The organism is Frateuria sp. GZRe14 (assembly GCF_051900395.1).
Classification (GTDB): domain Bacteria; phylum Pseudomonadota; class Gammaproteobacteria; order Xanthomonadales; family Rhodanobacteraceae; genus Frateuria_A; species Frateuria_A edaphi.
In genome coordinates, this window is record NZ_JBHZGJ010000001.1 from 12551 (window position 1) to 35171 (window position 22621).

Below are 22621 nucleotides of genomic sequence, written 5' to 3' on the forward strand. Positions count from 1 at the left end.
AGGCAGGATCGACCGGATGAGCATCCGACACTGGCCCAGCGGCGAACGTCCGCGCGAAAAGCTGCTGGAGCACGGCAGCGCCACCCTCTCCGACGCCGAACTGCTGGCGGTGCTGCTGGGCAGCGGCGTGCCCGGCAAGGACGCGATCGCGCTGGGTCGCGAACTGCTCACCGAGGCCGGCGGACTGGGCGCGCTGCTCGGTCGCGCCGATGGTCCCGGTCCCACGCCCGGCCTGGGACCGGCCAAGCGTGCGCGCATCGCCGCGGCGCTGGAACTGGCCCGCCGCAGCCTAGCCGAGCAACTGCAGGCGCTGCCCAGCCTGGGCAGCCCGCGCGACAGCGGCGACTACCTCTCCGCCCGCCTGCGCCATTTGCCATACGAGGTGTTTGGTTGCCTCTACCTGGACAACCGCCATCGCGTGCTTGCCTTCGAAGAGTTGTTCCGCGGCACCGTGGACGGCGCCAGTGTGCATCCGCGCGAGGTGGTACGTGCGTGCCTGAAGCACAACGCCTGCGCGGTAATTTTCGCGCACAACCATCCGAGTGGCGTGGCCGAGCCCAGCGCCGCCGACCGCGCGATCACCCGGGAACTGCGCGAGGCGCTGCAACTGGTCGGCGTACGCGTGCTCGACCACCTGGTGATCGGCGCCGGCGCCCCGGTCTCGATGGCCGAACGCGGCCTGCTTTAGTCCGTCGTCCGCCCACAAAAAAGGCGGCGCGCTAGGGAAAGGCGCGCCGCCGGGGAGCGTACCTGCCGGGGAGAAGGCGGGGTACGGGACTCAGCGTGGCATCCGTCCATGACAGGTCGATGACGACCAAAGGCCTTGACAGTCGCGAAATCATGCGAAACCAGTTATGCACAGCACGACTGGATCGGCCTTGCCGGCCAACAGTTGCCGATCCGCATAAGACAGCGTTCGCAATCCGTTGTTTTTAAAGGCTTGTGATCTTTACAAGCCGTTTACCCCTCGCCGCACCGCCCGGTCGCGGCACCTTGACGCCGCTTTCCCCACAGACTTATCCACAGACTTGTCCCGGCTCGGGCAAGGCGCACGGCCGACAAGACAATGCCCTCGCTTTGTCCGCCACTGCCCGGTTCGCTGCCCCGGCAGCGAAGGTCGACGGCTGACCGGCTCTGCTAGGATTGGCGGTTCCCATCGCCTACCGATCCCACGCCGTGAAACAAGCGCTGCGCGACCTGCTGCTGCAGGCCATCCGGACCCTGCAGGACCAAGCCGTCCTGCCCGCCGACCTCGAGCTTCCGCCGTTCGTGGTGGAGCGCGCGCGCAGCCGCGAGCATGGCGATTTCGCCACCAATGCGGCGATGCTGCTGGCGAAGCCCGCGCGCGCCAAGCCGCGCGAGCTGGCCGAGAAGCTCGTCGCCGCCCTGCCCCCCAGCGCGCTGGTGGAAAAAACCGAAATCGCAGGCCCTGGCTTCATCAACTTTTTCCTGAGCGCGGGCGCCTACCACGCCGAAGTGCGGCGCATCTTCGCCGAAGGCGAAGCCTATGGCCGCAACGCCGCTGGCTCGGGCACCACCGCGGGCGTGGAATTCGTCTCAGCCAACCCGACCGGCCCGCTGCATGTGGGCCATGGCCGCGCCGCGGCGATCGGCGACTGCCTGGCTCGCCTGCTGGAAGCGACCGGCTGGAGCATCAAGCGCGAGTTCTACTACAACGACGCCGGTGTGCAGATCCAGAACCTCGCGATCTCGGTACAGGCGCGCGCCCGCGGGTTGGCCCCGGGTGACGAAGGCTGGCCGGAGGACGGCTACCGCGGCGACTACATCGCCGACGTGGCGCGGGCGTACCTCGCCGGCGAATCGGTGGTGGCCGACGGCCACACCGTTACCGGCGCCAAGGACCCGGAAGACCTCGAAGCCATCCGCCACTTCGCCGTCGCCTCGCTGCGCCGCGAACAGGACCTGGACCTGAAGGCTTTCGGCGTCGGCTTCGACACCTACTTCCTGGAATCTTCGCTCTACACCGACGGCAAGGTGGACGAGACCGTGCGCGAGCTGGTCGCCCATGGCCACACCTACGAGGACGGCGGCGCGCTGTGGCTGCGCACCACCGACTACGGCGACGACAAGGACCGCGTGATGCGCAAGTCCGACGGCACCTACACCTACTTCGTGCCGGACGTCGCCTACCACCGCTCCAAGTGGCAGCGCGGCTACACCCGCGCGATCACCGAGCTGGGCTCGGACCACCATGGCTCGCTGGCGCGCGTGAAGGCCGGCCTGCAGGCGCTCGACTGCGGCATCCCGAAGGGCTGGCCTGAGTACGTGCTGCACCAGATGGTCACCGTGATGCGCGGCGGCGAGGAGGTGAAGATCTCCAAGCGCGCCGGCAGCTACGTGACCCTGCGCGACCTCATCGACGAGGCCGGCCGCGACGCCACGCGCTACTTCCTGATCTCGCGCAAGGCCGACTCGCAGCTGGTGTTCGACATCGACCTGGCCCGCTCGCAGAGCAACGACAACCCGGTCTACTACATCCAGTACGCTCACGCGCGGGTCTGCTCGGTGCTGCGCCAGGCCGGCGAGAAGGGCTTTGCCGTCGACCTCGAGCAAGGCCAGGCCGAGCTGGCACGGCTGGACAACGAGCACGAGCAGATCCTGCTCACCGAACTGTCCAAGTACCCCGAAATCGTCGACGCCGCCGCCGCCAACCTCGAGCCGCACCTGCTCGCCGGCTGGCTGCGCGAACTGGCCAATGCCTTCCACACCTACTACAACTCGCACCAGTTCCTGGTCGAGGACGCCGCCCTGCGCAACGCGCGCTTGGCGCTGGTAGTGGCCACGCGACAAGTATTGAAGAACGGGCTGGGCCTGCTGGGCCTTTCCGCCCCGGAGAGCATGTAATGGCAGCACGCAAGGGCAAGGGCCGGCAGGCCGTACGCAACCGCAAGGGCGGCTTCCCCGCCTGGGGCTGGGCCGTGATCGGCATCGTCGTGGGTGTGATCGCGATGGTGGCGCTGACCCGCCGTTCGATGTTGCCGATGGCGCCGAACGGCCCGCAGCCGAACCCGCAGGCCACCGCGCAGGGCGACGGCGACAAGGGCCTGGCGCCGGCCGAGAGCGCGCCGAAGAAGCCGCAGTACGACTTCTACTCGGTGCTGTCGGAGAAGGAAGTGCGCATCCCGGACGAGCAGATCAGCGCCCAGGCGCGTGCCGAGCAGCAGCAGAAGCAGCAGGCCGCGCAGCAGGCCGCGGCAGCCGCGGCGCAGCAGCAACAGGCGGCCAACGCCAACGCGCCGGCCGCGGTCACCGAAAACATCCAGGCGGCACCCGCCTCCGCGGTGCCGCCGCCGGCCGCTGGTAGCGGCTACCTGCTGCAGGTCGGCGCCTTCCCCGCCGCCGCCGATGCCGAGGCGCTGAAGGCCAAGCTGGCGCTGCAGGGTTTCGTCGCCAACGTGCAGACCGTGCAGGTCGGCAGCCAGACCTTCCACCGCGTGCGCCTGGGGCCGTACCGCTCGGCCACGGAGCTGGAGTCGGTGCAGAACCGCCTGGCCGGCGCGGGCTACAAGGCGATCGCGCTGAAGGAAGGCCGCTGACATGAGTGCCAGGGTCGCCTGGATCACCGGCGCCACCTCCGGCTTCGGTGCCGCGACCGTGGACCGCTTCATCGCGGGCGGCTGGCGCGTGGTGGCCAGCGGCCGCCGCGCCGAGCGGCTGCAGCAGCTGGTCGACCGGCACGGCGCCGATCGCGTGCACACGCTGGCTTTCGACATTCGCGACGAAGCGGCCATGCGAGCCGCATTCGCGGGCCTGCCCGCCGACTTCGCGGCCATCGACCTGCTGGTGAACAACGCCGGCCTGGCGCTGGGCACCGTACCGGCGCAGCAGGCGGATCTCCAGCAATGGAAGCAGATGATCGACACCAACGTCACCGCGCTGGTGACGCTGACGCGCCTGCTGTTGCCCACGCTGATCGAGCGGCGCGGCGCGATCGTCAACATCAGCTCCACCGCGAGCACCTATCCCTATCCGGGCGGCAACGTGTACGGCGGCACCAAGGCCTTCGTCTCGCAGTTCTCGCTGGGGCTGCGCGCGGACCTGCACGGCACCGGCGTGCGCGTGACCTCGGTGGAACCGGGCATGGCCGAGACCGAGTTCACCCTCGTGCGCACCGGCGGCGACCAGGCTGCCTCGGACAAGCTCTATGCCGGCGCGCAGCCGATCACCGCGGGCGACATCGCCGAGACGCTGTGGTGGATCGCCAACCTGCCAGCGCATCTCAACGTCAACCGCATCGAACTGATGCCCACCAGCCAGGCGTTCGGCGGCTTCCAGGTTCACCGCGAATAGCCGCAAGGTGGGCTTTTCAGCCCACCCTGCGAAAGCCCGTCACTGCATATGCCAGCCGTGGCTGACCACGAAGCTCTGGCCGGTCAGCGCCGCGCTGGGGAAGGTAGCCAGGAACAGGGCGGTCTGCGCCACGTCTTCCAGCGTGGTGAACACGCCATCGACCGTGTGCTTGAGCATCACGTTGCGGATCACGTCCTCTTCGCTGATTCCGAGCTCCTTCGCCTGTTCCGGGATCTGCTTCTCCACCAGCGGCGTGCGCACGAAACCCGGACAGATCACGTGCGAGCGCACGTTGTGCGGCGCGCCTTCCTTGGCAAGCGTGCGGGCCAGGCCCAGCAAACCGTGCTTGGCGGTGACATAGGGGGCCTTGAGCACGGAGGCCTCGTGCGAGTGCACCGAACCCATGTAGATCACCACGCCGCCGCGGTCGCCCCGGTACATGTGTTTCAGCGCCGCGCGGGTGGTGAGGAAGGCGCCGTCCAGGTGGATCGCCAGCATCTTCTTCCAGTCGGCGAAGGCGAAGCTTTCGATCGGGTTGACGATCTGCACGCCGGCATTGGAAATGAGGACGTCCAGATGGCCAAACGCCCGTACCACCGCTTCGGTACCGGCATCCACGGCGTGCTCGTCGGTGACGTCCATCGCCACACCCATCGCACGGCCGCCGGATGCGTGGATCTGCGACGCCGCGGCTTCGGCCGCCTGCTGGTTGATGTCGGCGATCGCCACCATCGCGCCTTCGCGTGCGTAGAGCTCGGCGATCGCCTTGCCGATGCCGCTGGCGGCGCCGGTGATGAGGGCGACCTTGCCGTCGAGACTGGCCATGGCTTGTGCTCCGCAGGGGGGAGTCCGGGATTGTAGGCTGCTCGCGCGCAGTCGCCATCGGACCTTCGTGCAAGGCGGTCTCTCTGCGGCGCGCAGCTGCGCGCGACCGGGAGTCCACGGCCGCGCGCTGCCCCACCTGGAGCTCAGTCGGCGAGGTAGGTGTACGCGGTGAGCCCTGCATCCAGGTCCCGGTACAGCGCGTCGCCCGGCTCGCCCTCGATCCCCGCCGCCGCGATGCGCTCCCGGTAGCTGTGCCGCAGCGCGGCCAGGTCGTACCCGACGTAGTCGAGCATCACGTCGGTGGTATCGCCGCGGCGCACATGGTCGAACACGTAGCCTTCGCCGTTGGCGCGCACGTTCACCGCGTCGGTGTCGCCGAACAGGTTGTGGATGTCGCCCAGCGTCTCCTGGTAGGCGCCCACCATGAATAGGCCCAGGCAGTAGTCCTCGCCCGGGCGAGGGCGATGCAGCGGCAGGCTCACGTCCACGCCCTCGGCGTCCACGTAGTGGTCGATGCGGCCGTCCGAATCGCAGGTGAGATCCACGATCACGCCACGTCGGGTGGGGGCTTCGCCCAGGCGCGTGACCGGCACGATCGGGAAGATCTGGTCGATGGCCCAGATGTCCGGCACCGACTCGAACACCGAGAAGTTGAGGAAATACTTGTCCACGAGCTTCTCGTCCAGCTCGTCCAGCAAGGCGCGATGCGCGCGGTCGGCAGGCGACAAGCGCCCGCGCACCGCGTTGGCGACCAGGTAGAACAGCTCGTCCAGCCGCGCGCGATCGGACAGGCCGAGCTGGCCCAGCGCGAAAAGCGACTGCCCCTCGGCCAGGTGGTGCTGCGCCTCGTGGTAGAGCTCCAGCGGCGGGCGGTTGCCCAGCGCGGCATGCACTTCGCGCAGGTGGCGCAGCACGGTCGGCTCGCCCTCGCGTGGCGGCGGCAGCGCGCCGGTCGGCACCTCCTCCACCTCGGTCACATCGGACACCAGCACGGCGTGGTGCGCGGTCATCGCGCGACCGGCCTCGGTGAGGATATGCGGCGCGGGCAGGCCTTCGGCGGCCACCGCGTCGGCCAGTGACTGCACGATGGTCAGCGCGTACTGCTCCATCGAATAGTTGATCGAGTTGTGGCTGCGCGAGCGCGAGCCCTCGTAGTCCACGCCCAGGCCACCGCCGACGTCGACGATGTCCAGCGGCACGCCCTTGCGCGAGAGCTCGACGAAATAGCGCGTCGCCTCGCGCATGCCGTTGGCGATGTCGCGCACGTTGGAGATCTGCGAACCCATGTGGAAGTGCTGCAGCCTGAGCGTGTGTTTCAGGCCCGCCGTGTCCAGCGCGGCCACCAGCTGAAGCACCTGCACCGGCGAAAGCCCGAACTTGCCCTTGTCGCCGCCGGTGTTCTGCCATTTGCCGGCACCGATCGAGGCCAGGCGCACGCGCACGCCCAGCAGCGGCTCGACGTCCAGCGCCTTCGCTTCGGCAATGACGTGCCCGAGCTCGGAGAGCTTCTCGATCACGATGAACACGCGCAGGCCGAGCTTGCGCCCGATCAGCGCCAGGCGGATGTACTGGCGGTCCTTGTAGCCGTTGCAGATCACGATCGAGTTCGGCCGCGCCAGCGCCAGCACCGCCATCAGCTCGGGCTTGGAGCCGGCCTCCAGGCCGAAGCCTTCGCTCCCCGCGGCAACCAGTTCCTGCACCACGCCGCGTTGCTGGTTGACCTTGATCGGGAAGATCGCGGTGTAGCCGCCGGCGTAGCCGGTCTCCCCGATCGCCCGGGCGAAGGCGCCCTGCATGCGCTTGAGGCGATCGGCCAGGATGTCGGGAAAACGCACCAGCAGCGGCAGGCGCAGCCCTTGGGCGCGGGCCTGCTCGACGATCTGCGGCAGCGACAGCGAGGGGCCGTTGGCGCCGCGCGGGCGCATCACGATGCCGCCTTGGGCATCGATGTCGACGTAGCCGTCGCTCCAGTAGGGCACGGCATACAGTTGACGGGCGTCGTCGACGGTCCAGGACGTGGACATGGCAAGGGTCTCCTTCAAGGCAAACGGGATCCATGCACGTCGCAGCGGCGAGCCTTGACGCATTGCTCGATCGAGCAGAAGGCCCACCGGCCGGAAGCCTCGCACGCCGCGGGGCCGGTCAGGCTCTCGAGGGCGGCTCGTGGCCGGCCCGGGCGCATTGTAGCGGCGGTCGGTGGCAACAGGTGGTCAACGCGCACATTGCGTGCGCACGGTTGCCGCTACAATGCCGCTCTTTTCTCGTCTCCCCATGCAGGACAGCACCATGTCGCAACTCAGCTGGTTCACCGAGGCCCACCAGGCCTCCGGCTCTTCCATCGGCTTCCGGGTGGAAAAACTGCTGCATGCGGAGAAGACCCCGTTCCAGACCATCGAGGTCTACCAGACCACCGACTGGGGCAACCTGATGGTGATCGACGGTTGCGTGATGCTGACCAGCCGCGACAACTTCCTCTACCACGAGATGATGACCCACCCGGCGCTGTTCACCCATGCGCGCGCCAAGCGCGTGGTGATCATCGGCGGCGGCGACTGCGGCACGCTGCGCGAGGTGCTCAAGCACGAGGAAGTCGAGCACGCCGCGCAGGTGGAGATCGACGAGCGCGTGACGCGCCTGGCCGAGCAGTATTTCCCCGAGCTGTGCGAATCCAACGGCGACCCGCGCGCGGAGCTGCTGTTCATCGACGGCATCAAGTACATGGCCGAGGCCGAGCCCGATTCGCTGGACCTGATCATCGTCGACTCGACCGATCCGGTCGGCCCGGCCGAGGGCCTGTTCAACGCCGCCTTCTACGCCAGCTGCCACAAGGCACTGCGCCACGGCGGCATCCTGGTGCAACAGAGCGAATCGCCGCTGGCGCACCTGGAGCTGATCAAGTCGATGCGCTCGGCCATGCGCACCTCCGGCTTCGGCGCGGTCAAGACGCTGACCTTCCCGCAGCCGTGCTACCCGACCGGCTGGTGGAGCTGCACGATGGCGCGCAAGGGCGCGGACCTGTCCGGCTTCCGCGAGCGCGGCGCGATCAGTAAGGGTTTCCCGACCCGCTACTACAACGCCGATACGCATCGCGCGGCGCTGGCCCAGCCCGAATTCATGCGCGAGTCCCTGGGCGAATAGTGGCCGCAGGGTGGGCTTGAGCCCACCATCCCGCACTACCGCAACGGTGGGCTGAAGCCCGCCCTGCGGGATCGGGTCAGAACATCTTCTGGCGCACCTTCGGCACCAGCACGAGCACCAGCGTGGCGATCGGTCCGAGCACCAGCGACAGCAGAAACCACAGCAGGCCGCTGCGGTTCTTGCCCTGGGCCAAACCCGCGTTGATCAGCGCCAGCGTGCCCCAGCCGACGAACCACGGCGCGGCCTGGGCATCGGCCAAACTGCTAAACGAATTCACGGCATCTCTCCGGTCGTTGCGGGGTGCACGCAAGCGCGCGTCGGGGAAGCGACCATGCTAACCATCCCCACCCGCCCGTGCGCGTCGCGCCGGCCGGCGGATCAGGCTGGCTTAATCCATGCCGGCTATGCTGCCGCTTCATTTCGCCCCAAGGAGAACGCGATGCCGGGACTGCGTCAACTCGCCCTTGCCCTAGTCTGCACGGTCGGCGTCGGCATCGCGCCGTCGCCCGCACTGGCGAAGAAGGCCCACGCCTCCGCGCAGGAAGCGCGCACCAAGGCGCTGGTCGCCTTCCAGCGCGACCTGGTCAGCGTGCTGGCGCCGCGTGCCGATGCGTTGCCGCTGCTTGGCGCGGCATTGCTCGCGCGACCGTTGCCCGACCAGCCGAAGTGGAACGACTTCCACAGCCTGATCGCCCGCGCGGTGGCCGCACCGGGCCACGGTCCGGCCCAACGCTGGGTCCAGCTGGCCGACTGCGACGCCAAGGCCGATGCCTGCCCCAATGCCGACGCGCTCTCGGCACTGGTCGGGCAAGCGCCGGACAACGCGGCCGTGTGGCTGCTCAAGCTCGGCCAGGACCTGCGCAACGACAAGCGCGACGACGCTCGCGCGGATCTGGCCCACGCCGCGCAAGCCAAGCTCTATGACGACTACACCGGTACCAGCCTGCAGGCGCTCGCCAGCGGCGTAAGCGTGCTGCCGCCCCCGGATGCCACGCTCGACCCGCACGCCGGCGCCGGCGCGGCCGGCGTGCAGGCCATGATCGTTTTCGGCGTCGCGGGCACGCAGCCGCAGCCGGGCCTGCGCGCCGCCGCGGAACTGTGCCAGGCGGCCGGCGAGGACCAGGCGCTGACCGCCGATTGCCGCCAGCTCGGCAAGACCCTGGAATGGGGTTCCAGTCCGCTGGCCCGCTCGCTCGGCCTGCACCTGCGCGAGGTGCTCGCCAGCGACGGGGACGAACGCGCGCAGGCCCAGCGCGAGCGCCGCGACCTCATCTGGCAGGTGCAGCAGTTCACCCAGCTGGCCGCTCGGGCGCAGGCCGACAAGGCGCAGGCACAGCATCTCCTGTCGCTGGCCCGCCACGGCGGCACCGAGATGAGCCTGATCCTGGCCGCACTGCGCGATGCCGGGATGCCGACGACGGCGCCGGCCGACTGGAAGCCGCACAAGGCGGAAGACGACGCGCACTGACCCGGCTCTCTCAACGCGAGGGCATCCAACGCATCGCGTCCCTCCGGAATTTGCCCGGCTCCGCGCTACTCGCGGTTCCCCTGCCCACCAGCTACGCTTGCCTCACCTTTGGCGAAAAGGGGCGATCCGATGCTGACCGTGCTGGTGGCATGCAGCAAAGGCGGTTGCGGCAAGAGCACGCTGGTCACCCAGCTGGCCTCGCACTGGGCGCAGGAGGGCAAGCACACCGCGATCGTCGACACCGACCGCCAGGGCTCGAGCTTCCGCTGGGCCGCGCTTCGACCCGACGGCATGCCAGGGGTGCTGGGCCTGGAAGGACGTCGCGGCCTGCACAGGCTGCCGCCGGATACCGAACGGGTACTGATCGACACGCCTGCCGGCAGTGGCGAGCGCGAACTCGAACCGCTGCTGGAGGTCGCCGACGCGGTGCTGGTGCCGGTGCTGCCTTCCTCGTTCGACCTGCACGCGACACTCGGCTTCCTCGATCTGCTCGCGGCCGTCCCGCGGATCAAGCGCGGCAAACTGCCGGTGGCGCTGGTCGGCAACCGCCTCAAGCCCTGGACCCACGCCAGCCAGGATGCACTGGCGCAACTGGCCGAGTCCTCTTCCTTCCCGGTCGTTGCCGAACTGCGCGACAGCCAGGCCTACGTCCTGCTCACCGCGCTGGGCAAGGGCATCTTCGACTATCACTCCGAACAGGTGCGCAGCCAGCAACAGGACTGGCTGCCGCTGCTGCGCTGGCTCAAGCGCCAACATTGAGGAATGCCATGCAGGAACTGATTCTTTTGCGACATGCCGAGGCCCAACCGGCAACCGGCGACGACGACCACGACCGCTCGCTCAGCCCACGCGGCGAACAGGAGGCGCTCGCGGCCGGCCGCTGGCTCGCCTCCCACGGCGCGCGGCCCGACCGGGTCCTGTGCTCGCCTTCCCTGCGCACCCGCCGCACGGCCGAACTGGCGATGCGCGCGCTGGTGCCGGACGCCGCGGTCGGCCTCGCTGAGGAGGTCTACGAGGCCACCCCGGGCGAGTTGCTGGCCCTGCTCGACCAGCACGCCGACGCGCGCTGCGTGCTGCTGGTGGGACACAACCCGGGTATCGAACGGCTGGTCGCGCTGCTGGTGGAAGGCCGCTCGGACGAGTTCCGCGGCATGCCCCCGGCGGGACTGGCGGTGCTGCACCTGCAGGGCGCGCTGGAGCCGGGCAACGCGCGGCTGGATGCATTCTGGTCGCCCTGATGCGCCTGCCTGTCGCGGCCGTTCTGCTGGTCCTCGCCTTCGCCGTCCATGCCGCGCCCAAGCGTGTGTGGCACCTCCAGAGCCCACCCTCGCACGTCGATTTCGGCGTGCGCCTGCTCTGGCTGCACACGATCCACGGCCGTTTCGAATCGGTCGCCGGCACCGTCGAGCCCCGTGGAGACGACCGTGTGGTGGTCGACGCCAGCGTCGCGGTGGACAGTCTTGCGATGGACTCGCAGCGATTGCGCCACTGGGTGCTCGACGAGGAGTTCTTCGACGCCGCGCAGTACCCGACCCTGCATTTCGTCTCCGAGCCGGTGCCACGCCGTGCGCTTGACGACGGCGGTGCGCTGGAGGGGCAGCTGACGATGCGCGGCGTGACCCGTCCGGTGCGCTTCGAACTGTTGCCGGCGCGCTGCACCGCCGACGCCTGCATGATCGAGGCGCGCGGGGAGCTCGAGCGCAGCGCGTTCGGCATGCGCGGCCATCGCACCGTGCTCTCGGACCACGTGCAGCTCGCGCTTGCGATTGCGATCACGCGCGCACCGGACTAAAGGCGCGCGCCGCGTCGCGGCTGAACCGGGTCGCGCATGCCTCGACGTGCGCGGCCGCCCCCGTATCATGCGCGGCATGCCGCTGCGCCATTTCACCCTGATCATCCTGTTCGTCGCCACCGCACTGCTGGAGGGTTGCACGCTGTCGCGCGCGCAGATCCGCCGCGCCGACGCGGTGGTCGCGGCGACCACGCCGACCACCTCCAGTTGCGACCGCGCCGACCATTGCGCCAGGCCCTCGCCCCTGCTCGAGGGGGCGCGGCAGGCCCTGGCCGCCTCCACGCCCGGCCATCCGCGCCATCTGGTCGCGCTGCTCGGCGACAGCGAGCCGGCGATGGTGGCGCGGCTGGATCTGATCCGTGGCGCACGCCGCACGATCGACGTGCAGACCTACATCTGGGATCGGGACGACGCCGGCCAGCTGGTGCTGGACGAACTGGTCCAGGCAGCCCGCCGCGGCGTGCAGGTGCGCATCCTGGCCGACCAGCTGTCCTCCTTCGGCGACCTGGCGCTGCTCGACCGCCTCGCCCGCGCCAGCCCGAACCTCCAGGTGCGGCTGTACAACCCGACCTTCCACGAAGCGACCACCTCGCCGCTGGAGTGGGCCGCCGGCATCGCCTGCTGCTTCTTCAAGTTCAACCAGCGCATGCACAACAAGGTACTGGTGGTGGACGACACGGCCGGCATCACCGGCGGGCGCAATTACCAGAACCGCTACTTCGACTGGGACGACGATTTCGACTACGTCGACCGCGACGTGCTGGTCGGCGGTCCCGCCGCGCAGGCGATGGCCAGGAGCTTTGCACTGTTCTGGCGGCACAAGCGTGCCGTGCCCTTGACCCATCTGCGCGACGTCAACCACTACATCCTGGCCCACCCGGCCGCCCCCGGTTGGCCGGCGCCGAACTACGACCATCCGCAGCGCGTCTATCGGGTGGAGCAGGAGGCCAGCGACGATGCCTGGCTGCGCGCGCACGTGCTGGCCGATAGCTTGCAGACCGACGCGGTGGAGTTCTTCAGCGACCTGCCTGCCAAGACCGACCAGCCGCTCAAGCGGCAGGCTCGCCAGTTCACCGCGCACGTCATGCAGATGGTCGGTGCGGCGCGCCAGGAGGTGGTGCTGCAGACGCCCTACTTGGTACTGAGCCGCCGCGCGCGCCGCCTGTTCGAGCGCCTGCACGAGGCAACCCCCCCGCCGCGCATCGTGGTGTCGACCAACTCGCTCGCGTCCACCGATGCCTTCGCGGTCTACGCGGTGTCCTACAAGCACCGCAAGCGCTACCTCAAGGACTACGGCTTCGAGATCTACGAGCTCAAGCCGCATGCCGCCGATGCCGCGGCCGCGAACGCGTTTGCCAGCCTGGAATGGGTCGGCGACGGCGAGCACGCCAGTGGCGATCCCGCGCGCGATGCCTCGCAGCGCTACGTCGGCACCGAAAGCCGCGGCCTGCTCGGCAGCCACGGCAGCAGTCAGCGCCCGGCGCCGCTGGTCAGCGAGGGGCGCCGCTTCGCCCTGCACGCCAAGTCGATCGTGGTCGACGATCGATTCGCGATGGTCGGCTCGCACAACTTCGACCCACGCTCGGACCACTACAACACCGAGGCCGGCGTGATCGTCTACGACCAGCGCTTCGCCCAACAGCTGCGCCACGCGATCCTGCGCGACACCCAGCCACAGAACGCCTGGGTGATCGCGCCCCGACGGCCGGTAGTGCCGGTGCTGACCAAGCTCAACCAGGCCATCGGCGATCTTTCCGAAAGCCTGCCGTTGTTCGACTTCTGGCCCTACCGCTACGCCACCAGCTACCAGCTCAAGGCCGGCTGCACACCGATGCGACCCAGCGACCCGGCGTTCTACAGCTGTTACGAGCCGGTCGGTGATTTCCCGGACGTGGCGCTCTCGCCGAAGCTGATCTACACGCGGCTGATCACCGCGTTCGGGTCGAGCGCAAGCGGAATTCTGTAGCGACGTCTCGATTCCCTCGCCGCGAAGGGGGCGGAGGTAAAGGTGCGATCCCGCACGGCGTTATGACACGAGAGCCACTCCTTGAGCCCGACCCACTCACGGGAGCGGCGAAGGGGATCGAGTCAAGGTGGCGTGGCCGGCGCCGTGCTGTCGAAGCGCATCGGCAGTTCGCCCTGTACGCCGGTGGCGCCGGCCGGTACTGCAAAGCGCCAGCGCCTGACCGTGGCCAGTGCGTGCGCATCGAGCACCGGGTCGCCGCTGGAGCGTGCGATGCCGGCGGCCTTGACCCGACCGCCGCCGTCGGTGTCGATCTCGAGCACCACGCGGCCGTCCAGGTGGCCACGCAGTTCGGCCCACGAGGAAGGGCCCGGCGGCGTATCGAGCGGCACCAGTTCCACGGGCAGCGTCGGCGCCGGATGCGCCACGGTTTCCGATTCCGGTTGCGCGCCGATCACGCGCGGCGCGGTGTGCGCGCGATGACGAAGCGGCGTGTGACGGCGCGGCGCGACGACGCTTGCCGCCGCGCGCGGCGGCGGTCCGGTCCAGTCGTCGGTGAAACCGCTCAACCAGTCGGTGCCCAGGATGCCGATGAACAACCCAAGCACGCTGAGGATCGTGGTGACGCGCAGGCGCGGCATGGCGACACGCTGGACCTCAGCGCTCCAGGATCGCGACCACGCCCATGCCGCCGGCGGTGCACACCGAGATCAGGCCGCGGCCGCTGCCCTTCTGCGCCAGTTCCTTGGCCAGCGTGGCGACCAGCCGCGCGCCGGTGGCGGCGAACGGGTGGCCGGTAGCCAGGCTGGAACCGTGCACGTTGAGCTTGGCCGGATCGATGCCGCCCAGCGGCGCATCCAGGCCGAGCCGGTTGCGGCAGTAGTCGGCGTTCTCCCAGGCGCGCAGCGTGCACAGCACCTGCGCGGCGAAGGCCTCATGGATCTCGTAGAAATCGAAGTCCTGCAGCGTGAGGCCGTTGCGCGCGAGCAGCCGCGCCACCGCCACGGTCGGCGCCATCAGCAGGCCCTCGCCATGGACGAAGTCGACCGCGGCCACCTCCGCATCGCGCACCCACGCCTGCACCGGCAGGCCCCGTTTGGCCGCCCAGTCCTCCCCAGCCAGCAACACCGCGGCGGCGCCGTCGGACAGCGCGGTGGAGTTGCCGGCGGTCAGCGTGCCGTGGCCGGAGCTGCGGTCGAACGCGGGCTTGAGCGTCGCCAGCTTCTCCATGCTGGTGTCGGGCCGGAGGATGTTGTCGCGCTTGACCCCGCGGAAAGGCACCACCAGGTCGTCCATGAAACCCGCGTCGTAGGCGGCGGCGAGCTTCTTGTGGCTCTCCAGTGCGATCCGGTCCTGCGCCTCGCGGCCGATGTGCCACTCGCGCGCCATCTTCTCGCAGTGATCGCCCATCGACATGCCGGTGCGCGGCTCGGCCACGCCCGGGAACGAGGGTTTCAGCTCCCCCAGCGAGAAGCCCCGCGTGGCGGCGGCAAGCTTGTCCTGCCAGCCCTTGGCGCGGTTGATCGAGAGCAGCCGCTTGCGCAGGCGCTCGCCGTAGACGATCGGCACGTCGGACGTGGTGTCGGCCCCGGCCGCGATGCCGGCCTCGATCTGCCCCACCGCGATCTTGTTGGCGACGATGATGGCGTTGTCCAGCGACGTGCCGCAGGCGCGCGCGGTGGTGATGCCCGGGGTGGTCGGCGCCAGGCCCGAGCTCAGCAGCGCCTCGCGCGCGAGGTTCCAGTCCGAGGAATGCTTGATCACCGCGCCCAGCGCCACCTCGCCAAGCTCCACGCCGTGCAGTCCGTAGCGTTCCACCAGCGCGCCGAGCACCTTGACCGACATGCCGAAGTTGCCGACGTCGGCGTAGGCGGTGTTGTTGCGGCAGAACGGGATGCGCACACCGCCGATTACACCGACGCGCTTCGTGGTTGTTTCCATGTCGAGGGCGGTCCTGGGGTCTGGAATCTCCAAAGGCTAACCCGCAGGCCCATGCGGCGGAAGCCCAAAAGCGTGAACGGGGGGCGCTCCGTATAATCGACGGTTCCCCGCTGTCTGGAATGTCCGATGGATGCGCAGCCGCTGATCGCCCTGCCTGCGGTACTCGCGCTGGAATGTTCGCCCGGTTCCTCGCCCGCGGCCATGACGCTCAGCCGCGACCAGGCCGATGCCCTGGCTGCGCTGATTGCCGAGGACCTGCACGCGCTGGTGCCGCGCATTGGCGAGGCACGGCTGGCGCTGGCCGGCGCGCTGTTCGATCCGGTCGAACTGCTGCGTCCGGGCTTCCCGGTGTGGGCCACGCTGGACGACCTGGCCCGCCGCGTCCCGCGCGGCCATCTGGAGAACGTCGTGGCCTTCGGCAGCCACGAGGAGCAGATGCCGGCGCCGACGCTGGTGCCCGAGCCGGGGCACGCCGGTGGTGCCTTGCGCCTGCTGCCGCTGTCGGTGCTGGCGCCCGAGGCGCTTGCCCGGGACCTGGCCCAGGACATGGAAGTGCAACTCGTCGGCCGCGGCGAAGCCGGCGCGCGCACCGCCGACTGGTTGATGCGCACGCTCGGCGTGCAGCTCGAGCACGCCCGTTACCTCAGCCGCAACGACCTGCTCGCGCTGACCTGCGTGCAATACGAGCACGTCAACCTCGCGCCGCTGTGGACCCTGCTGGAGGCCGCGTTGCTCACCCCGTACCAGCCCGAAGCCACGCTCAGCGCGCGCGGGCTGCCGCTGCGCTATGCCGAGGGTGCGGTGCATGCGGGCGCACCCTCGGCATGGCTGGCGCGCCAGCCTGGCGAGACGGCGGATCGTGCGCACGGCTTCGCGGGGCTCGTGTTCGAGCTGCGCCAGTACGCCGCCCTGCTCCAGGCGCATCACCTGCCGCTGAAGCTCGAACAGGGCGAGGCGGACGCGGGCTGGTTGCTCGAAACGATGGCCGTACCGGACCCGGCACTGGCACCGCCGGCCCTGTTCGCGCACGAGGCGCCGGGCCTGGGCATCGTGGCCATCACCGCCGCCCAGGCCGGCGCCGATGGCCACGCGCACCTGCTCGTGCACGGTTATCCACTGGCGCCGCAGGCATTGGGTCCGCTGGTGGCGGTCCTTGCTGCGCGCTACGGCATCGAGCCCGCGCTGCAGGCGATGGGTCACGTGGCACTGGACGCTAACGGGCTCACCGCACCGTCGCCGTCGAGGCGCTGACCTGGTCCCGCGTGCAGGAACGCGCGTGCGCGACCGCGACGCGCAGGGGGCGCGCACAGGTGCGTCCGGCAGGAAAAACCGGGGGCCGGCCGGTTGTGGCATCCACCCGGCGGCAGGCGCATGATGGACTCCAGAGCAGGGGTGCGCGCTCGGGGGAGTCCATGAACCAACCCCGTTCACCGGACGAGTCATTGGCCGACCCGCCCGACGATGCCGGCCAGTCCGTCAGGAACTGGCCCGAGTACGTACTGCGTGGCGTGCCCGCGCTGATCGCCTACTTCGATCCGGACCTGAACGTGCGCTACGCGAACGAGCCGCCGCGGCGCTGGCTGGGCGTGGCGCCCGAGGGCCTGGCCGGCCGCGCGGTAGCCGAGCTGCTCGACGAGGCCAGCGCAGCGCGCGCGATCGAGGCCCTGCAGGCGGCGCTGGGCGGCCAGCCCCGTACGGTCGACGGGGTGCTGTTCGCCGGCCGCGCGCACCGCTACATGCACGCCAGTTTCCAGCCCGACGCGGATGCGCAGGGTCGCGTGCACGGCGTGTTCGCCGTCTTCATCGACATCACCGAACGACACGCGCTGGAACTGAAATTGCGCGAGAGCGAGCAGCGCTTCTTCGGCGCCTTCCAGCACGCCGCCGTCGGCATGGCGCTGGTGCGCCCGGATGGCCGCTTCCTGCGCGTTAACGAGGCGGTCTGCCGCATGCTCGGCTACAGCGAGGAGGAATTCCTCACCCTGAGCATCGCCGACGTCACCCACCCGGACGACTATGGCAACGACCTGGCGCAGATCGAGCAGATGCTCGAGGGCCGCACCGATGCCTACCAGATGGAGAAGCGCAACCTGCACAAGGACGGCCATGTCGTGCACTTCCAGCTCAGCACCTCGCTGGTGCGCGACGAACATGGCAAGCCGCTCTACTTCGTCTCGCAGGTGGAGGACATCAGCCAGCGCAAGCAATACGAGGAAGCGCTGTTCCGCGAACGCGAGCTGGCCGAGGTGACGCTCAACTCGATCGGCGACGCGGTGATCGCAGCCGACCTGGAACTGCGCGTGACCTCGCTCAATCCGATCGCCGAGGGCCTCACCGGATGGACCGCGGCCGAGGCGCGCGGTCGACTGATGGACGAGGTATTCCGCCTGCGCGACGCACGCACCGGCACCGCGCTGGAGAACCCGCTGCGGGCGGCGATCGAGCGCAACGCCATCGTCGACCTGGAGGGCAAGGCGGTGCTGCTGCATCGCAACGGTTTCGAAACGCCGATCGAGGATTCCTCCGCGCCGATCCACGACCACGCCGGCCACGCCATCGGCGGCGTGCTGGTGTTCCGCGATGTCAGCGAGACCCGCGCGCTGGCGTTGAAGATGATCCACCTGACCCAGCTCGACACGCTGACCGGCCTGCCCAACCGCAGCCAGATGCAGGGACCGATCGAACAGGCGGTGGCGACCGCGCGACGCCGCCAGCAGCGCTGCGCCCTGCTCTACATCGACATCGACCATTTCAAGCAGATCAATGACCAGCACGGCCCGGCCAACGGCGATCGCGTGCTGCGCGCTTTTGCCCAGCAGCTGCGCCAGGCGCTGCACGACGACGACCTCCTGTGCCGCCACCACGGCGACGAATTCGTGGTGCTGCTGCCGCAGGTGGAAGCGCCCGGCCAGGCCGCCAGCGTCGCACAGCGGTTGATCGCCCATGGCGAGCGCACCACGGTGGCCGGCCTGCCCGAGCTGGTGCTGCACATGTCCGTGGGCATCAGCCTGTGCCCCGACGACGCGGCCGACGCCGACGAACTGCTGCGCAATGCCGACAGCGCCATGTACGAGGTCAAGGTCGGCGGCCGGCACAGCTATCGCTTCTTCACCGCCTCGATGAACGAACGCGCGTCGCTGCGCCGGCGCATCGAAGCCGAGCTGCGCCTGGCGATCGCGCGCGAGCAGCTGTCGCTGCACTACCAGCCCAAGGTGGATGCCATCGACGGCCGCATCGTCGGCGCCGAGGCGTTGTTGCGCTGGTACGACGCCGACGGCAGCGAGCGCTATCCGCCCGAGCAGTTCGTGGCGGTGGCCGAGGACGTGGGGCTGATCGTGCCGATCGGTGCCTGGGTATTGCATGAGGCCTGCAGCCAGGCCGATGTATGGCACCGCGAGGGCATGGGCGTGCCGATCGCAGTCAACGTCTCGTCGCTGCAGTTCCAGCACGCCACCTTCCTCGCCGAACTGCAGGCGGTGCTGGCCAACTGTGCGCTCGACCCGGCCCTGCTCGAACTGGAACTGACCGAACGCACCGTGATGGCCGGCGGCGATGCCACCATCGCGCTGCTCCAGCGCATCAAGCGTTGCGGCGTGCGTCTTTCGCTGGACGACTTCGGCACCGGCTACTGCAGCCTGTCCTACCTCAAGCACTTCCCGGTCGACGCGCTGAAGATCGACCGCGCCTTCGTGCGCGACGTGGAGAGCGATCCGGACACCGCGGCGATTACCCAGGCGATCATCGCGATGGCGAGCAGCCTGGCCAAGACCGTGGTCGCCGAGGGCGTGGAGACCGAGGCGCAGGCCGACTACCTGCGGACCGCCGGCTGCGAACAGCTGCAGGGCTTTTTGTTCGGCGCGCCGATGACCGCGACAGCCTTCGGCAAGCTGCTGGCCGAACAGCACCTGCGTCGCTGGGCGTCGGATTCCCCGTGACCGCGGGTGGGCTACGGCCTAGGAGCGCGGCAGGGCTTCCTCGTACATGAAGTAATGGCAGGGTTCCATGCCGAGATCGGCGTAGGTGCGCTGGGCACGCTCGTTTTCCGTTTCCACGTACAACCGCAGGCCGACCGCGCCGGCGGCCTCCGCCTTGTCGCGCACCGCCGCGTACAGCGCGCGGAACACGCCGCCGCGGCGCGCGGCGGGCACCACGTAAACGCTCTGGATCCACCAGAAGTCGCCGCAGCGCCAGTCGCTCCACTCGTAGGTGACCAGCAGGCTGCCGACCGGCATGCCGTTGCGCTCGGCGAGCAGGTAGAAGCCGCGGCGCGGTTCGTCGAACACGCCCTCGACACCACGCGCGAGCACCGCACGGTCGAGCGTCTTGGCTTCGGTCTCCTGCGCCATGGCGGCGTTCCAGTCGACCAGGTTGGGGATATCGGCGCGGGTGGCGGGGCGGATGGTGGGGGGTGTGGGCATGGGTCCTCCGGTGCTGGCGGGCATTATCGGCCAACCACGAGGCGCAGGCCGGCGTTCCCGCGAGCCCCGCCCCTCACCCGGCCCGTTCTCCTGAAGGAAAAGGGCTCCAGATCACGCAGCTCCACCCTCCCCCTCAAGCCTGCTCCCTCTTCCCTCCGGGGAGCGGGCTGGGGTGGGGCACGCTGGCCTCGGACCTGTCATCGGGAACGCTTGCGCGATGCACCCAGCTTCCGCGTCAGTGTATTGCGCCCGACTCCCAGCGCCGCCGCCGCGTGCTGCCGATGTCCGCCATGCGCCGCCAATGCCGCCTCCAGCAATGTGCGATCGAGCGCCTCGCGGGCACGCGCGTGGATGTCCGCTTCGCCGCGCGCAAGCGCTTCACTCGCCCACGCGTGCAAGGCGCCGGTCCAGTCGCCGGCCGCGATCGGCGCGGCGGCCGTGCCCAGTTCGGCCGCCTGGATCTCGGCGCCGGGCGCGATTACCGCCAGACGGCGGCACAGATTTTCCAGTTCGCGCACGTTGCCCGGGAAGTCGCGCTGTTCCAGTGCCTTGAGCGCCGCGCGCGCGAACCGTTTGGGCGGCAGTTTGAGCTCCTGCGCCGCGGCGGCGAGGAAGTGCCGGGCCAGCACCGGAATGTCCGCGCGGCGCGCGCGCAGCGGTGGCAGTTCGATGCGCACCACGTCCAGCCGATGTTTGAGGTCCGCGCGGAACTGACCCGCCGCCACGCGCGCATCCAGGTCCTGGTGCGTGGCGGCGACGATGCGCACGTTGCCGCGGATCAGCTCGCGCCCGCCCACGCGGTAGAACTCGCCGCCGGCCAGCACGCGCAACAGGCGCGTCTGCAGCGCCAGCGGCATGTCGCCGATCTCGTCCAGGAACAGCGTGCCGCCCTCGGCCTGCTCGAAGCGGCCGGCCACGCGCCGCGCTGCGCCGGTGAACGCGCCCGCCTCGTGGCCGAACAGTTCGCTCTCCAGCAACTCGCTCGGGATCGCTGCGGTGTTGAGCGCGACGAACGGCTTGCCGCGCCGCGCGCTCTCCTCGTGCAGCGCGCGCGCCACCAGTTCCTTGCCGGTGCCGGTCTCGCCGGTAACCAGTACGTTGAGGTCGCTCGCCGCGACGCGACCGATCAGGCGGAACACCTCGCGCATCGGCGCGCTTTCGCCGAGCAGCGCATGCATGGGCGTGGCGAGTGAGGCCGCCGGGGCCGCTGGCTGTTCGGCCAGCGCGCGGCGCACCACTTCCACCGCGTGGTCCAGGTCGAACGGCTTGGCCAGGTAGTCGACCGCGCCCGCGCGGTAGGCGGCCGCGGTGGTGGCGACATCGGTGTAGGCGCTCATCACGATCACCGGGCCGATGCCCTCGGCGCGGAGGCCGGCAAGCAGTCCCAGGCCGTCCTCGCCCGGCATGCGCACGTCGGTCAGCAGCAACGCGGGCCGCGCCTCGCGCAATGCCGCTCGCACCGCCGCCGCATCGCCGAATTCGCGCACCCCCAGGCCCACCTCACGCAGCGCTTCGGCCAGCACGTAACGGATGCTGCGGTCGTCATCGACGATCCAGACCTCGGAAGTCATGGGCTACCCCGCGCAACGGCAGGAGCACGCACATGGGCTCCTGCAAAAGAGAAATGGCAGATCGCGCCGCTCATCCGTGCTCCAGCGGCAGCCACAGGGTGAAGGTGGTGGCGCCCGGCGCGCCTGCGTGGCGCAGCTCGCCGCCATGCGCGTGCGCGATCTCGCGCGCCAGCGCGAGGCCGAGGCCGGTGCCTTCCGCGCGACCGGACACCAGCGGCTCGAACAACGTGTCGCGCAAGGTGGCCGGTACGCCGGTGCCATCGTCGATTACGTCCAGCCGCAGCGCGGTGCGCAGCACCCGTTCGCCCACGCGAACGCCATGCTCCGCGCGCGTGCGCAAGGTCAGGGTTCGCGCGCCCGCTTCGCGTGCGTTGCGCGCCAGGTTGAGCAGCAGTTGCTGCAGCCGGTCGGCGTCGCCGCGCAGCTCCGGCAGGCTGGGGTCGTAGTCCTGGCGGACGGCCAGCGGCGACGGCTCGGCCTCCAGCAACGCCACCACCCGCTCCAGCACCGCATGAAGGTTGAGCCCCTCGCGCGGCGGCGCGCCGGCGGGACGCAGCAGGCGGTCGGTCAGCGCGGCCAGCCGGTCGGCTTCGGCGATCACCATGCCGGCCAGCGCCTTCAGGTCGGCCTCGGCGACGCGCCGCTGCAACAGCTGCGCCGCACCGCGCAGGCCGGCCAGTGGGTTCTTCACCTCGTGCGCGAGGCCGCGCAGGCTGGCCGACACCGGGGAATTCTCGGCGGCGGGTGGGGCGAGCACGTGCACTTCCAGCAACAGGCGTTCGGCATCGAGCGGCTGCAACGAGATGTCCGCACGCCGCTCCGGGTCGCCCAGGCGCAGGTCCCGCCATTGCACGACGCGCTGCTCGTCGCGCGCGCGCGCCGCCAGGGTCGCCACCGTCGGCTCACCCAGCAACGCCGCCAGCGACTGGCCGATGGCGCGGCGCGGCCCCAGATCCAGCGCGTCGGCGAGCGCGGGGTTGAGCCAGGCCAGGCGCAACTGCGCATCGACCAGGCCCAGCCCGGTCGTCGCCTGCTCCGCCCATGCGCGCCAGTCGGCCTCGTTCATTGCACCATGATGGGTGTTGCGCCTTGTTGGTGCAATGGCGCGCGGTCCTCCAGCCGGTCCTGGAACAGGCGGCTGAGAGACGACCTACGCTGGCGCTATCGCGACGAGCCACAGCGGGCGTCGCGCGC

At 69.8% G+C, this 22621-nt stretch carries 20 protein-coding genes; 12 read left to right on the forward strand and 8 right to left on the reverse strand.

Annotation, left to right across the window (positions count from 1 at the left end):
- Nucleotides 1–16 precede the first annotated feature (16 nt).
- From radC to ACFWZ1_RS00075, 4 genes are all read left to right on the forward strand, one after another.
- Nucleotides 17–688 carry a RadC family protein gene (radC, locus tag ACFWZ1_RS00060; RefSeq protein ID WP_439664992.1) on the forward strand — a complete coding sequence of 224 codons (672 nt, stop codon included), beginning with the start codon at nucleotides 17–19 and terminating at the stop codon, nucleotides 686–688.
- 488 nt (nucleotides 689–1176) lie between these two features.
- Nucleotides 1177–2865: an arginine--tRNA ligase gene (gene argS / locus ACFWZ1_RS00065; protein ID WP_439664993.1), complete on the forward strand. Its 1689-nt coding sequence runs from the start codon at nucleotides 1177–1179 to the stop codon at nucleotides 2863–2865.
- Nucleotides 2865–3557, forward strand: a complete 693-nt coding sequence (locus ACFWZ1_RS00070) for an SPOR domain-containing protein (RefSeq protein ID WP_439664994.1) — start codon at nucleotides 2865–2867, stop codon at nucleotides 3555–3557. Before argS ends, ACFWZ1_RS00070 begins: the two co-directional genes overlap by 1 nt.
- A 1-nt stretch (nucleotide 3558) precedes the next feature.
- Nucleotides 3559–4311 carry an SDR family NAD(P)-dependent oxidoreductase gene (locus ACFWZ1_RS00075; protein WP_439664995.1) on the forward strand — a complete coding sequence of 251 codons (753 nt, stop codon included), beginning with the start codon at nucleotides 3559–3561 and terminating at the stop codon, nucleotides 4309–4311.
- Between the two features lie 39 nt (nucleotides 4312–4350).
- On the opposite strand, the gene ACFWZ1_RS00080 is transcribed toward ACFWZ1_RS00075, so the two are convergent.
- Nucleotides 4351–5136 carry a 3-hydroxybutyrate dehydrogenase gene (locus ACFWZ1_RS00080; protein WP_231322443.1) on the reverse strand — a complete coding sequence of 262 codons (786 nt, stop codon included), beginning with the start codon at nucleotides 5134–5136 and terminating at the stop codon, nucleotides 4351–4353.
- Nucleotides 5137–5279: 143 nt separating this feature from the next.
- Nucleotides 5280–7160 (reverse strand): biosynthetic arginine decarboxylase, encoded by a 1881-nt coding sequence (gene speA, locus ACFWZ1_RS00085; RefSeq protein WP_439664996.1) that lies wholly within the window; start codon nucleotides 7158–7160, stop codon nucleotides 5280–5282.
- 262 nt (nucleotides 7161–7422) lie between these two features.
- Here speA and speE point away from each other — a divergent pair, with 262 nt between their 5' ends.
- Nucleotides 7423–8274, forward strand: coding sequence for a polyamine aminopropyltransferase (speE, locus tag ACFWZ1_RS00090; protein ID WP_231322446.1), 852 nt, complete (start codon nucleotides 7423–7425; stop codon nucleotides 8272–8274).
- 76 nt (nucleotides 8275–8350) lie between these two features.
- Here the strand turns inward: speE and ACFWZ1_RS00095 are convergent, their stop codons facing one another.
- A complete protein-coding gene (locus tag ACFWZ1_RS00095; RefSeq protein WP_231322447.1) occupies nucleotides 8351–8551 on the reverse strand; it encodes an antitermination protein NusB in 201 nt (66 codons plus the stop codon).
- Nucleotides 8552–8713: 162 nt separating this feature from the next.
- Between ACFWZ1_RS00095 and ACFWZ1_RS00100 the strand changes: the two genes are divergently transcribed.
- The 5 genes from ACFWZ1_RS00100 to ACFWZ1_RS00120 all read left to right on the forward strand — a co-directional run bounded on the left by ACFWZ1_RS00100 (nucleotide 8714) and on the right by ACFWZ1_RS00120 (nucleotide 13500).
- Nucleotides 8714–9742 carry a hypothetical protein gene (locus ACFWZ1_RS00100; protein ID WP_231322448.1) on the forward strand — a complete coding sequence of 343 codons (1029 nt, stop codon included), beginning with the start codon at nucleotides 8714–8716 and terminating at the stop codon, nucleotides 9740–9742.
- 129 nt (nucleotides 9743–9871) lie between these two features.
- Entirely contained in the window at nucleotides 9872–10501 is a 630-nt protein-coding gene (locus ACFWZ1_RS00105; RefSeq protein ID WP_231322450.1) for a ParA family protein, read from the forward strand.
- 8 nt (nucleotides 10502–10509) lie between these two features.
- Entirely contained in the window at nucleotides 10510–10980 is a 471-nt protein-coding gene (locus tag ACFWZ1_RS00110; protein ID WP_231322452.1) for a SixA phosphatase family protein, read from the forward strand.
- Nucleotides 10980–11534: a YceI family protein gene (locus ACFWZ1_RS00115; RefSeq protein ID WP_439664997.1), complete on the forward strand. Its 555-nt coding sequence runs from the start codon at nucleotides 10980–10982 to the stop codon at nucleotides 11532–11534. The genes ACFWZ1_RS00110 and ACFWZ1_RS00115 overlap by 1 nt, the downstream gene beginning before the upstream one ends.
- A 76-nt stretch (nucleotides 11535–11610) precedes the next feature.
- On the forward strand, nucleotides 11611–13500 hold the full coding sequence (locus ACFWZ1_RS00120; RefSeq protein ID WP_439664998.1) for a phospholipase D-like domain-containing protein: 1890 nt from the start codon (nucleotides 11611–11613) through the stop codon (nucleotides 13498–13500).
- 122 nt (nucleotides 13501–13622) lie between these two features.
- On the opposite strand, the gene ACFWZ1_RS00125 is transcribed toward ACFWZ1_RS00120, so the two are convergent.
- On the reverse strand, nucleotides 13623–14138 hold the full coding sequence (locus ACFWZ1_RS00125; RefSeq protein WP_439664999.1) for an energy transducer TonB family protein: 516 nt from the start codon (nucleotides 14136–14138) through the stop codon (nucleotides 13623–13625).
- A gap of 16 nt (nucleotides 14139–14154) precedes the next feature.
- Nucleotides 14155–15438 carry an acetyl-CoA C-acetyltransferase gene (locus ACFWZ1_RS00130; RefSeq protein WP_439665000.1) on the reverse strand — a complete coding sequence of 428 codons (1284 nt, stop codon included), beginning with the start codon at nucleotides 15436–15438 and terminating at the stop codon, nucleotides 14155–14157.
- Nucleotides 15439–15564: 126 nt separating this feature from the next.
- Here ACFWZ1_RS00130 and ACFWZ1_RS00135 point away from each other — a divergent pair, with 126 nt between their 5' ends.
- Entirely contained in the window at nucleotides 15565–16689 is a 1125-nt protein-coding gene (locus tag ACFWZ1_RS00135) for a hypothetical protein (protein ID WP_231322463.1), read from the forward strand.
- Between the two features lie 161 nt (nucleotides 16690–16850).
- Complete coding sequence (locus ACFWZ1_RS00140) at nucleotides 16851–19373, forward strand: sensor domain-containing protein (RefSeq protein WP_439665001.1); 2523 nt, start codon at nucleotides 16851–16853, stop codon at nucleotides 19371–19373.
- An 18-nt stretch (nucleotides 19374–19391) separates the two neighbouring features.
- On the opposite strand, the gene ACFWZ1_RS00145 is transcribed toward ACFWZ1_RS00140, so the two are convergent.
- The 3 genes from ACFWZ1_RS00145 to ACFWZ1_RS00155 form a co-directional block, all read right to left on the reverse strand.
- Nucleotides 19392–19856: a GNAT family N-acetyltransferase gene (locus ACFWZ1_RS00145; protein ID WP_439665002.1), complete on the reverse strand. Its 465-nt coding sequence runs from the start codon at nucleotides 19854–19856 to the stop codon at nucleotides 19392–19394.
- 197 nt (nucleotides 19857–20053) lie between these two features.
- A complete protein-coding gene (gene ntrC, locus ACFWZ1_RS00150; protein WP_439665003.1) occupies nucleotides 20054–21427 on the reverse strand; it encodes a nitrogen regulation protein NR(I) in 1374 nt (457 codons plus the stop codon).
- Between the two features lie 70 nt (nucleotides 21428–21497).
- Nucleotides 21498–22493 (reverse strand): two-component system sensor histidine kinase NtrB, encoded by a 996-nt coding sequence (locus ACFWZ1_RS00155; RefSeq protein WP_439665004.1) that lies wholly within the window; start codon nucleotides 22491–22493, stop codon nucleotides 21498–21500.
- Nucleotides 22494–22621 lie beyond the last annotated feature (128 nt).

What these genes read in the sequence shown, in the direction of transcription:
- ACFWZ1_RS00110 (WP_231322452.1), top strand. Translation starts at nt 10,510, where the DNA reads ATGCAGGAACTGATTCTTTTGCGACATGCCGAGGCCCAACCGGCAACC.
- ACFWZ1_RS00125 (WP_439664999.1), bottom strand. Translation starts at nt 14,138, where the DNA reads ATGCCGCGCCTGCGCGTCACCACGATCCTCAGCGTGCTTGGGTTGTTC.
- ACFWZ1_RS00145 (WP_439665002.1), bottom strand. Translation starts at nt 19,856, where the DNA reads ATGCCCACACCCCCCACCATCCGCCCCGCCACCCGCGCCGATATCCCC.
- ACFWZ1_RS00135 (WP_231322463.1), top strand. Translation starts at nt 15,565, where the DNA reads ATGGATGCGCAGCCGCTGATCGCCCTGCCTGCGGTACTCGCGCTGGAA.
- speE (WP_231322446.1), top strand. Translation starts at nt 7,423, where the DNA reads ATGTCGCAACTCAGCTGGTTCACCGAGGCCCACCAGGCCTCCGGCTCT.
- ACFWZ1_RS00155 (WP_439665004.1), bottom strand. Translation starts at nt 22,493, where the DNA reads ATGAACGAGGCCGACTGGCGCGCATGGGCGGAGCAGGCGACGACCGGG.
- ACFWZ1_RS00130 (WP_439665000.1), bottom strand. Translation starts at nt 15,438, where the DNA reads ATGGAAACAACCACGAAGCGCGTCGGTGTAATCGGCGGTGTGCGCATC.
- ACFWZ1_RS00140 (WP_439665001.1), top strand. Translation starts at nt 16,851, where the DNA reads ATGAACCAACCCCGTTCACCGGACGAGTCATTGGCCGACCCGCCCGAC.
- ACFWZ1_RS00080 (WP_231322443.1), bottom strand. Translation starts at nt 5,136, where the DNA reads ATGGCCAGTCTCGACGGCAAGGTCGCCCTCATCACCGGCGCCGCCAGC.
- ACFWZ1_RS00100 (WP_231322448.1), top strand. Translation starts at nt 8,714, where the DNA reads ATGCCGGGACTGCGTCAACTCGCCCTTGCCCTAGTCTGCACGGTCGGC.
- ACFWZ1_RS00115 (WP_439664997.1), top strand. Translation starts at nt 10,980, where the DNA reads ATGCGCCTGCCTGTCGCGGCCGTTCTGCTGGTCCTCGCCTTCGCCGTC.
- speA (WP_439664996.1), bottom strand. Translation starts at nt 7,160, where the DNA reads ATGTCCACGTCCTGGACCGTCGACGACGCCCGTCAACTGTATGCCGTG.
- ACFWZ1_RS00105 (WP_231322450.1), top strand. Translation starts at nt 9,872, where the DNA reads ATGCTGACCGTGCTGGTGGCATGCAGCAAAGGCGGTTGCGGCAAGAGC.
- radC (WP_439664992.1), top strand. Translation starts at nt 17, where the DNA reads ATGAGCATCCGACACTGGCCCAGCGGCGAACGTCCGCGCGAAAAGCTG.
- ACFWZ1_RS00120 (WP_439664998.1), top strand. Translation starts at nt 11,611, where the DNA reads ATGCCGCTGCGCCATTTCACCCTGATCATCCTGTTCGTCGCCACCGCA.
- ACFWZ1_RS00075 (WP_439664995.1), top strand. Translation starts at nt 3,559, where the DNA reads ATGAGTGCCAGGGTCGCCTGGATCACCGGCGCCACCTCCGGCTTCGGT.
- ntrC (WP_439665003.1), bottom strand. Translation starts at nt 21,427, where the DNA reads ATGACTTCCGAGGTCTGGATCGTCGATGACGACCGCAGCATCCGTTAC.
- ACFWZ1_RS00070 (WP_439664994.1), top strand. Translation starts at nt 2,865, where the DNA reads ATGGCAGCACGCAAGGGCAAGGGCCGGCAGGCCGTACGCAACCGCAAG.